Origin of the sequence: Flaviflexus sp., assembly GCF_052087705.1 — a bacterium.
Classification (GTDB): domain Bacteria; phylum Actinomycetota; class Actinomycetes; order Actinomycetales; family Actinomycetaceae; genus Flaviflexus; species Flaviflexus ciconiae.
Window position 1 is genome coordinate 27,030 of record NZ_JBQCYC010000017.1, and the last position, 10,907, is coordinate 37,936.

A 10,907-nucleotide genomic window follows, 5' to 3' on the forward strand; every position below is an offset into this window, starting at 1 on the left:
CGGGGTACCCCATGTCAACTACCTGGCTGCGTGGCCGTCTTCGTAGTCCTCGTCAACGGACTTCCACGAGAACATCTTGCGGAGTTCGACGCCGACCTTCTCAATTTCATGGTCTTCGCCGCGCTTGCGGAGTTCCTGGAACTCCGGTCCGCCCTTGTCCTGGTCGGAGATGAAGCGTTCGGCGAATGCGCCGGACTGCACGTCCGCGAGGACTTCCTTCATGTTCTCCTTGACGTTCGGGGAGATCACTCGGGGGCCGGACACGTAGTCGCCATACTCTGCCGTGTCGGAAATCGACCAGCGCTGCTTCGTGAGGCCACCTTCGTTGATGAGGTCAACGATGAGCTTGAGCTCGTGGAGAACCTCGAAGTAGGCGATCTCGGGCTGGTAGCCAGCTTCGGTCAGGGTCTCGAAGCCGTACTGGATGAGTTGCGAAACGCCGCCGCAGAGGACTGCCTGCTCGCCGAAGAGATCCGTTTCGGTCTCTTCCGTGAAGGTCGTCTTGATAACGCCGGCGCGGGTTCCGCCGATCGCCTTCGCGTACGAGAGTGCAAGGTCCCAGGCCTGGCCAGAAGCATCCTGTTCGATGGCGACGATGTCCGGGACACCGCGTCCTTCGGCGTACTGGCGGCGGACCGTGTGGCCCGGGCCCTTCGGGGCAACCATGCAGACGTCGTGATCGGCGGACGGCTTGATGTAGCCGTAGCGGATGTTGAAGCCGTGGGCGAAGAAGAGTGCTGCGCCTTCCTTGAGGTTCGGCTCGATCTGCTCCGAGTAGATGGTGCGCTGGTGCTGGTCCGGTGCGAGGATCATGACCACGTCGGCGTCCTTCACAGCGTCCTCGATCGAGGCAACTGCCAGGCCCTGCTCCTGTGCCTTAGCAACGGAGGATGAGCCTTCGCGGAGGCCAACAACGACCTCGACGCCCGAATCGCGGAGGTTCAGCGCGTGGGCGTGTCCCTGCGAGCCGTAGCCGATAACGGCGACCTTCTTCGACTGGATGAGCGACAGGTCGGCATCATCGTCATAGTAAATATCTGCCACAGTGATTCTCCTTGTGTTATCAGGCGCGGCGGAGTGCACGTTCTGCACTCACTCGTTCGGATAGGGAGCGCGAGCCGCGAGATATCGCGACAGCGCCCGATTGGACAATTTCTTTAATTCCGTAGGGAGCAAGCGCTGTCAGGAGCGCCTGCACCTTCCCCGCGGAGCCCGTTGCCTCGATCGTCACCGTATCAGTGACGACGTCAACAACGTGGGCACGGAAGAGTTCAACAAGTTGGAGGACAGCGGTCCGTGTCTCGTCGGTTGCGGAGACCTTGACGAGCAGGAGTTCGCGCTGCACCGAAGTGTCAGCCTCCAGGGCAACGATCTTGATGACGTTAACGAGCTTGTTCAGCTGCTTCGTCACCTGTTCCAGCGGAGCCTCGGCCGCGTCAACAACGAGCGTGATCCGCGAAATCTCGGGATCCTCGGTCGGGCCAACCGCCACCGAGTGGATGTTGAACGCGCGGCGCGCGAACAGTGCGGTGACTCGGGTGAGCACGCCAGGCTTGTTCTCGACGAGGACGGAAAGGGTGTGTCGGGTATTCATTGTTCCTTCTATTCTTCGTCGTCCCAGTTCGGGGCAAGATCGCGGGCGTACTGGATTTCATCGTTCGAGACACCTGCGGCCACCATTGGCCACACCATGGCATCTGCGGAGACCTGGAAGTCGATAACGACCGGGCGGTCGTTGATTTCCATGGCCTGACGGATCGTGTCAGCAACATCCTCGGGCTTGTCGCAACGCAGACCCACGCAGCCGTAAGCGTCTGCAAGCTTCACGAAGTCCGGAACGTTCCTCGTGCCGCTACCCGTGTCGAGATCCGTGTTCGAGTAGCGAGCATTGTAGAACAGCGTCTGCCACTGACGGACCATGCCGAGCGAGGAGTTGTTGATGATTGCGACCTTGATCGGGATGTCGTTGATAACGCAGGTGGCGAGCTCCTGATTTGTCATCTGGAAACAGCCGTCGCCGTCGATCGCCCACACCGCCTTATCGGGTGCGGCAACCTTGGCTCCCATAGCAGCGGGGATGGCGAGACCCATCGTGCCCGCACCGCCCGAGTTGATCCACGTACGCGGATTCTCGAACTTCAGGAACTGGGATGCCCACATCTGGTGCTGACCAACGCCGGCAACGTAGATGGCGTCGGGGCCAACAATCTCGGCAAGCTGCTCGAGAACGTACTGGGGAGCCATCTCCCCATCCTCCGTCGGCGTCCACCCCAGCGGATACGTTTCCCGCATGCGGTTCAGGCGCTTCCACCAAGCCGAAATATCGCGCTTGTCGTACTGGCGGTAGGCGGCGGGCAATTCCTCGATCAGCTCGACGATCGTCTCCTTGACGTCACCAACGATCGGAACGTCCGCGTGCCGGTTCTTCCCGATCTCGGCCGGGTCAATGTCGGCGTGGATAACCTTCGCGTGGGGGGCGAACAAATCGAGGTTACCGGTCACGCGATCATCAAATCGCGCACCGAGAGTAATAAGGAGGTCGGAGCGCTGCAGTGCATCCACCGCGGCAACCGTGCCATGCATACCGGGCATGCCCAGGTTGTGCGGGTCCTCGACCGACAGCGAGCCGATCGCGTTGAGCGTCGTGACGGCGGGGATGCCGGTGAGCTTGACAAGTTCGCGGAGTTCCTCGGCTGCTCCGGCACGGATCACGCCGCCGCCCACGTAGAACACGGGGCGCTCGGCCGTGGCAACAAGGCGGGCCGCTTCCCGCACCTGACGGGCGTTCGGACGGGTTACCGGTCGATATCCGGGAAGGTCGCGGACCGGGGGCCACACGAAGTCACATTCGGCGTTCTGGGCGGACTTGGCGATGTCGACGATGACAGGGCCGGGTCGTCCGGTCTGGGCAAGCTCGTAAGCCTCGGCAATGCGTGCCGGGATGTCCTTCGCGTCTGTGACGAGGAACGAGTGCTTCGTGATCGGCATGGTGATGCCGACAATGTCGGCCTCCTGGAAAGCATCCGTGCCAATCAGTGCCGCACCAACCTGGCCGGTGATTGCCAGCATCGGAACCGAGTCCATGTAGGCATCCAGAACGGCAGTTGTCAGGTTTGTCGCACCCGGACCAGAGGTAGCAATGCAGACACCGACCTTGCCGGTGGCATGTGCGTAGCCCTCAGCCGCATGTCCTGCGCCCTGCTCGTGACGCACCAGGATGTGCCGTAGCGAGGTGGAATCCATGAGTGGATCGTAGGTGGGGAGGATGGCACCGCCGGGGAGACCGAAGACCGTATCTACGCCCAGCTCCTCGAGAGAACGAATAATTGACCGGGCACCGGTTGACTTCTCTCGGATAACACCGTCGCCCTGCGCCTTCAGCGCACTCGCTTGAGCGAGTGTTGCCGGGGATGCTGGTTTCCCCATGGTTCCTCCTAGACGTGGATCGGTATGGCAATGAAAAAGCCCCCTGCTTCGGAACAGGGGGCGCGCAACACTTCCTTAGCGGACCGGTGTGGCGCGCCAGGTAACTACAAGCTTCATTTCCATAACTCAGACATTAGCCTGACCCGCCCGGGACAAGCAAGCCAGAATCACTTGATCTCACATATTGGTTCGCAATGTCAGCCAATGAGACACACCTTCTCGGGGCAAAAGTCCTATTTTTTGGCTTATATTCACTAATTCCACGGAAATACTGCACCCTCTCCCGCCGAGAGTAATCGCTCTCCCGCGTGCGCGAAGCGGGCGTCCAATTATCAAGAAGCAGCCGTTCTACGCACCTACCTGCACTCCCCTGGCGTAGCCACCACCTATCCCCCATCCCCGTCTCTGCCCCGCAGTCACCCCCTATCCCACCGCCACCACCTACGCGCCGCAGGTACCTGCCCAATAGCAACGGGGGTTGGTCGAGCTGCACGGTCTCTATCGTTGGAGGAACCGCGCGGATGTCCGGGAAGCGAAGACGCTGGCCCGCACCCGGTTCGGCATAACGGACGGGGTATTCACGGATAGAAACCCTCACAGACATTGAGAACTTGTGGGAATAGGGACATGCGGACATAAGCGTGCTCCCCGGGACTCGAACGTCCTGTCACGTTCGGATTCCGGGGAGCACTGTTGCAGTATGCCACGAAGCGTGACTTGTGGCGCTTACATACCGCCGAGGAAGTGGGCGACGAGGATCTTGGAGATCATCGCGACCGGGTAGACAAGTGCATACCCAAGGGCAACGCGGGGGTCTGATCCCGTACGGCCGTTCGCGAATGCGAGGACGGCCGGCTGGGTCTGCGAGCCTGCGAGCAGGCCAGACAGCCTCGTTCCACCCATGTGGAAGATATGGCGCATGGTCAGGTAGAGGCCGACTCCCATGATCGAGGTGACAAGAACTCCGAGCAGGAGGATCTTCCACCAGGCATCACCGGAGAAGGCGAGTCCGATCTGGCCACCGGCGTTGCAACCTGCCTGCGCGAGGAAAAGGAGGAGGCCGAGTTCCGACATGACGAGGTTCGCGGTGTTCGGCAGGGCGGTGACGACCTTGCCGACACGACCAAGACGGCCCATGACCAGTCCAACGAGGAGAACGCCGGCGGCGCCACCGAGGGAGAAGCTGCCGCCGCCCGGCATCGGAATTTCAATGGAGCCAACGAACAGGCCAAGGGCGAGGCCCAGACCGAGCGCCACGGGGTTGATGTCGGTGAGGCCCTTCGAGGAGTCGCCGAGCCACTTGGAGATTTCCTTCAGCTTCATGGTCGGGCCGACAACGCGGACGCGGTCTCCCATTTCCACCATGAGATTCGGGATTGCAAGCATGTCCTGATCGGCCCTGCGGACGCGGGAGATCTTTGCTCCCCAGCGCTCTGCGAGAACTTCGTCGAGTTCGCGGACGGTGAGGCCAACGAGGCTGGGCTCGGACACGGTGATCCGGCGGAAATCGAGCATGCGACGGTCGGAGCGTAGCGAGTGGGAGGAGCGGTGGCCAAGTTCGCCAACAACCTGTTCAACATCGGCATCTTCACCGACGATGGTGACAAGGTCGCCCCGCTGGAGGACCTCGCTGGAGCTGGGGATCCAGACGGGGCCCTGTTCGCCGCGGCGGATGCGGGAGAATTCGATTGCGGAGCCGAGGGACTTCATGATGCCACCAACGGTCGGGCCGTCTTCACGGTCCACGCGGACGTTCTGGTGGGTGACGGGCGACGGGGCATCGGTGTCGAGGTGCGCTTTCCGCAATGCCATCTGCGCCGCAATGATCATGCCGATGACGCCGAACAGGTAGGCGACTGCGTAGCCCACGGTTGCAGTCCCGGGATCACCGGAGGATTCACCGGCGGCCGCGAGCGCGGGCGTGTTCGTGACGGCGCCGGAGAAGGTACCGGCGATGAGTGCGATGTCCATGTCGAACACGTAGCTACCGACAAGGTAGGCGGCAACGGCTGCGACGATGAAGAGGACCACCATCGTGATGATGGGGCCGGTTGCCTGTTTCAGGGACTTGAAGAACGTGCCGCCGGCGTTGTTGCCGATGGAGAAGGCGAACAGGACGAGCCCGAGGGTGCCAATGTAGTGCGGGATTGTGATCTCGACGCCGACCGCATTACCCCATGCTGCGAGTGCGATCGCGAAGAACAGGACGGCGGCCGCACCGAGGCTCACTCCCTTAACTTTGATTCGGCCGAGGGCCATTCCTATGCCGATAATTAAGAATGCCGTCAAGATCGGCTGTTCGGCCAAGTAGTTCAACACACTGTTCATGCCACCCGGACACTCCTCTGTCATGGATCGCTGTCCACGCATCTGTTATTGAATAGTTCCATCAATAAGTATGGCCCGGGTTTTGTCCGAATTGATGGGCAATGAGTCCCGGCACGACGAAGCGGGAGATGCTAGTTGCACCTCCCGCTTACCGCCATATTTTGCGCTTTGTGGGCCGCGTCTCAGAATGCTGCGCTAATCGCTACGGGCGGCGTTGTTCGGAACCTCGTTGGCAGCGTCCGTGAGCGGTCAGCCGAGCCCACATCTGCTAGTCGTCGAGTGAACGCACTCCTCCGTAGGTGGCTGAGCGTGCCAGCATCGCGTAGGCCTTGAGCGCCTTGGAGACCTTGCGGGGGCGCTCAGCAGCGGGCTTCCACGGGGTGGATCCCTTGGCGGCGCGGCGCTCGGCCAGGGTTTCGTCGTCGACGAGTAGCTCGAGTTTGCGGGAGGGCACGTCGAGGACGATGCGGTCACCCTCTTCGATAAGTCCGATGGCGCCGCCTGCGGCGGCCTCGGGTGAGATGTGGCCGATGGAGATACCGGAGGTGCCTCCGGAGAACCTGCCGTCGGTGATCAGTGCGCAGTCCTTGCCAAGTCCCAGTCCCTTGAGAAAGGACGTCGGGTACAGCATCTCCTGCATGCCCGGCCCGCCCTTGGGGCCCTCATACCGGATGACAACAACGTCGCCGGGAACAACGGACTTGGAGAGGATCAGGTTGATGGCGTCCTCCTGGGAGTCAACGACCCGTGCCCTGCCTTCGAAGTGGAAGAGCTCTTCGTCGATTCCGGCGGTCTTAATGACTGCGCCTTCTTCGGCGATGTTGCCCTTGAGGACGGCAAGACCACCATCTTCCGTGTAGGCGTTCTCGACGGAACGGATGCAGCCGTTCTCGCCGTCCGTGTCGAGCTCTTCCCATTCATTCGCTTGGGAGAAAGCCCTCGTCGTGCGGACGCCACCGGGGGCGGCCTTGAACAGCTGGACCGCTTCGGGTGACGGCGCGGGGCCGCGCACGTCCCACTTCTCCAGCCAGGACTTCAGGTCATCGGAGTGGACCGAATGGACGGAGTCCTTGAGGAGACCTGCTCGGTAGAGCTCACCGAGGATCGCGGGGATGCCGCCGGCGCGGTGAACGTCTTCCATGTGGAACACCGGGTGGTTGGGGGCAACCTTGGAGAGGCAGGGAACCTGGCGGGAGATCGCGTCGATGTCATCGAGGTTGAAGTCGACCTCTCCCTCAATTGCGGTGGCAAGGATATGGAGGATCGTGTTGGTCGAGCCACCCATTGCCACGTCCATCGTCATCGCGTTAAAGAACGCATCGCGGGTGGCAATGTTGCGGGGCAAGACCGACTCGTCGTCCTCCTCGTAGTAGCGGCGAGCCAGGTCGACGATGCGACGGCCCGCCCCAAGGAAGAGCTCCTTGCGTGCCACGTGGGTGGCCAGCGTCGAGCCGTTGCCGGGAAGGGACAGGCCAAGGGCCTCGGTCAGGCAGTTCATGGAGTTCGCGGTGAACATGCCGGAACATGAACCGCACGTCGGGCACGCGGCCGATTCGATTTCGGACAGTTGCTCATCGCTGATCGACTCGTCAGCTGCGCCGGTCATGGCGTCGATGAGGTTCACGGGATGGTCGATAACACCGTCGACGGCCTTGCCCGCTTCCATGGGCCCACCGGACACGAAGATGACGGGAATGTTGAGCCTCATGGCGGCCATGAGCATCCCGGGGGTGATCTTGTCGCAGTTCGAGATGCAGACAAGAGCATCTGCCGTGTGGGCGTTCACCATGTACTCAACGGAATCCGCGATAATCTCGCGGGACGGTAGCGAGTAGAGCATGCCGTCGTGCCCCATAGCAATGCCGTCATCAACGGCAATCGTGTTGAATTCCTTGCCAACACCGCCCGCTTCCTCAATTGCGGAAATCACGAGCTGGCCCATGTCCTTCAGGTGAACGTGGCCGGGAACAAACTGGGTGAACGAGTTGGCAACCGCAATAATCGGTTTACCGAAGTCACCGTCTCCCATACCGGTAGCCCGCCAAAGGGCTCTTGCACCGGCAAAGTTACGTCCCTGGGTTGACGTGGCCGAACGCAGCTGTGGCATTGAAACTCCTTGTCCTCACTCTTCCGATTACCTTACGACCGATCCCACGAATTGGGACAGAAGCGGCCACGAGGCGAGACAGCACCCCCGACATCACCACCGACGAGCTCCCACACGCCACGCGCCCCGTCGCACAGCGCTCCCGCACACACCACGTGTTCGACGCCTGGTTCCCCGCATTTTGCGACACGTAGTCCCCCCGACGTATCCCGCACCCGACAATTCCGTCCTTCCGCCGAGGCGATATTGCGGCTCTCTGCACTCACGAGCTCCGGCCCCACCAACCACCAACCTGCCCCGACATCTCGTCGAACTATGACAATTACCTGATACCGGTCGAGAAAATCGTTGAGAAGTGCGCGCCATGTCGGTAGATTCCAAGAGAGTCAGATCACAGTTCGCGAACCCGCCGAACCGGATGACCTGACAGCCAGCTAGAAAGCGACAGCTAGACAACAAATCACGACCAGCACATTGCCGTCGATCATTAAGGACCAACACCATGTCCGACATCATCACCTCTCTCAAGAACCCGAGTGACGAGGAGGTTCGCGCCGTGGACGCCTGGTGGCGGGCCAACAATTATCTGACCGTTGGCCAGATCTACCTCAAGTCCAATCCTCTCCTACGCGAGCCCCTTGAGGCATCCGACATTAAGCCCAGGCTTCTTGGCCACTGGGGCACCTCCCCCGGCCTATCCCTGATCTACGCCCACGCCTCCCGCCTCATTCAGAAGACCGGGCAGGAAATGATTTATATTACGGGGCCGGGGCACGGCGGGCCCGCGATTGTGGCAGCCACGTACCTGGAGAACACGTACACCGAGTCCTTCCCGCACGTCACGCAGGACACCCCCGGACTCGAGACACTGTTCCGCCAGTTCTCAGCACCCGGTGGCATCCCTTCTCATGCTTCGGTCACCACCCCCGGTTCCATCAACGAGGGTGGCGAGCTCGGCTACGCTCTCGTTCACGCCTTCGGAGCCGTTTTCGATAACCCCGATCTCATCGCACTCAGCGTTGTCGGTGACGGTGAGGCCGAGACCGGACCTCTCGAAGGTTCCTGGAAGAGCATCTCGTTCCTCAACCCTGCGCGCGACGGTGCAGTCCTCCCGGTTCTGCACCTGAACGGCGCGAAGATTGCCTCCCCCACGGTGCAGGGCCGCAAGGACCCCGAGGAGGTCCGCAAGCTGTACGAGGGCCACGGCTACGAGGTTCTCGAAGTCGAAGGCGATGACCTCCCCGGCATGCACTACCGCTTTGCCGAAACCCTTGGAACAGCGTACGAACGGATCAAGGAAATCCAGGACGACGCTCGCACGAACGGCGTCGTTGCGGGAGAGCGCCCCCGCTGGCCCATGATCATCCTTCGCTCCCCGAAGGGGTGGACGGGGCCGGACGTCGTTGACGGCGTTCAAGTAGCGGGAACATGGCGTTCCCACCAGGTACCCCTATCGGGTGTCCGGGAAAATCCGGACCACTTAAAGATCCTGGAAGACTGGATGAAGTCGTACCGCCCCGAAGAGCTCTTTGACGAGTCGGGTATGCCGACGGATATTGTGCGGTCAATCAATCCGGAAGGCGATCTACGCATGTCGGCCCACCCGGCAGGTAATGGCGGAGGGGAGTACAGAGCTCTCGACATGCCGAACTGGCGGGACTTCACCATCGACTTCGCCCCGGCAGAGCGCGGCACGTTCCGCGCCGAATCGACCCGCAAGCTCGGCGAGTTCCTTGAGGAGATCTACCGCCGCAACCCCGAAACGTTCCGACTGTTCTGCCCGGACGAAACAAACTCGAACCGGCTTGGCGCGGTCTTCAATGCTTCGGACCGGATGACAATGGAAGCGGTCACCGACGATGACGAAAAGCTGTCACCGGACGGGCGGGTCATGGAAGTTCTGTCCGAACACCTGACCCACGGTTGGCTGGAGGGCTACAACCTGACGGGACGCCACGGGCTCTTCGCCTCCTACGAAGCATTCGGCATGGTGTCGGTCTCCCAGACCGTTCAGCACACAAAATGGCTGGAAGAGGCCATCGAACTGGACTGGCGAGTACCCGTTCCCTCGTTCAACATTCTCCTGTCATCGACGTGCTGGAGGAACGACCACAACGGTTTCTCCCACCAGGGACCCGGCGTCCTCTCTACGATCGTCAACATGCGAGGAAACATCGTCCGCACCTACCTGCCACCGGATGCGAACTGCCTCCTCGAGGTTTCCGCATATACGTACGACACGAAGAACCGCGTGAACGTTATCGTCCAGGACAAGCAGCCGCAGCTCCAGTGGCTCACCCCGGACGAAGCAGAAGCGCACTGCCGTAAAGGCTTCGGCATCTGGGACTGGGCCGGCAATGAGGACCCGGTATCGGGCGAAGATCCCGACATCGTCATTGCGTGCGCCGGTGACGTCGTCACCATGGAAGCGGTTGCGGCAGCCCAGATCCTCCGCCAACAGCTACCCTCGCTGAAAGTTAGGGTCGTCAACGTCGTTCGCCTACAGACCCTGTCCCGCCCGAAGGACCACCCCACCGGCATGACCGACCAGGACTTCGCAGAAATGTTCACGAACACCCAGGATGTTCTGTTCTGTTTCCACGGCTATGCCGGGGTGATCCACCAGCTGGTTCACGGCCGTCCCGACGTCGACCGGTTCCACGTTCGTGGCTTCCGCGAGGAAGGCACGACCACCACGCCGTTCGACATGGTGGTCCGCAACGGCATCGACCGCTACTCGCTCGTCATCGACGCCCTCAACAACACGAAGCGGACCGTCAGGGGCGCCGCCGACCTGAAGCGCTGGTGCACCAAGCAGCTTGACCGTCACCACGAATACAAGGTTGAGCACCTGGAGGACATGCCAGAAATCACCGACTGGGTGTTCGAAGCATAGGTCACGAAACACAGGTCAGGAAACATAGGTCAACCAGCAAGAGAGTTGTGGGGGGGGGGGGGAAAAAAACCAGCGCCCCACAAAATGATGTTGCCCAACCGCCCAGAGGGAACAAGTTCGGAAAAACCCCCCCCGAACCCACTGAAACAC

Annotated in this window: 6 protein-coding genes; 1 reads left to right on the plus strand and 5 read right to left on the minus strand. The window is 61.3% G+C overall.

The window, feature by feature from the left end; translation table 11 throughout:
- Positions 1–18: 18 nt before the first annotated feature.
- From ilvC to ilvD, 5 genes are all read right to left on the minus strand, one after another.
- Positions 19–1,044, minus strand: coding sequence for a ketol-acid reductoisomerase (gene ilvC, locus ACTHUY_RS09055; RefSeq protein ID WP_441678561.1), 1,026 nt, complete (start codon positions 1,042–1,044; stop codon positions 19–21).
- 19 nt (positions 1,045–1,063) lie between these two features.
- Positions 1,064–1,594: an acetolactate synthase small subunit gene (gene ilvN / locus ACTHUY_RS09060; RefSeq protein WP_126703841.1), complete on the minus strand. Its 531-nt coding sequence runs from the start codon at positions 1,592–1,594 to the stop codon at positions 1,064–1,066.
- An 8-nt stretch (positions 1,595–1,602) separates the two neighbouring features.
- The gene (locus ACTHUY_RS09065; protein WP_441654158.1) at positions 1,603–3,426 is read right to left on the minus strand and encodes an acetolactate synthase large subunit; all 1,824 of its coding nucleotides are present in this window, start codon (positions 3,424–3,426) and stop codon (positions 1,603–1,605) included.
- Positions 3,427–4,152: 726 nt separating this feature from the next.
- Positions 4,153–5,754: an aspartate:alanine exchanger family transporter gene (locus tag ACTHUY_RS09070; RefSeq protein ID WP_441654159.1), complete on the minus strand. Its 1,602-nt coding sequence runs from the start codon at positions 5,752–5,754 to the stop codon at positions 4,153–4,155.
- Between the two features lie 268 nt (positions 5,755–6,022).
- Positions 6,023–7,861, minus strand: coding sequence for a dihydroxy-acid dehydratase (gene ilvD / locus ACTHUY_RS09075; RefSeq protein WP_441678563.1), 1,839 nt, complete (start codon positions 7,859–7,861; stop codon positions 6,023–6,025).
- Between the two features lie 502 nt (positions 7,862–8,363).
- Between ilvD and ACTHUY_RS09080 the strand changes: the two genes are divergently transcribed.
- Positions 8,364–10,757: a phosphoketolase family protein gene (locus ACTHUY_RS09080; protein ID WP_441678565.1), complete on the plus strand. Its 2,394-nt coding sequence runs from the start codon at positions 8,364–8,366 to the stop codon at positions 10,755–10,757.
- Positions 10,758–10,907 lie beyond the last annotated feature (150 nt).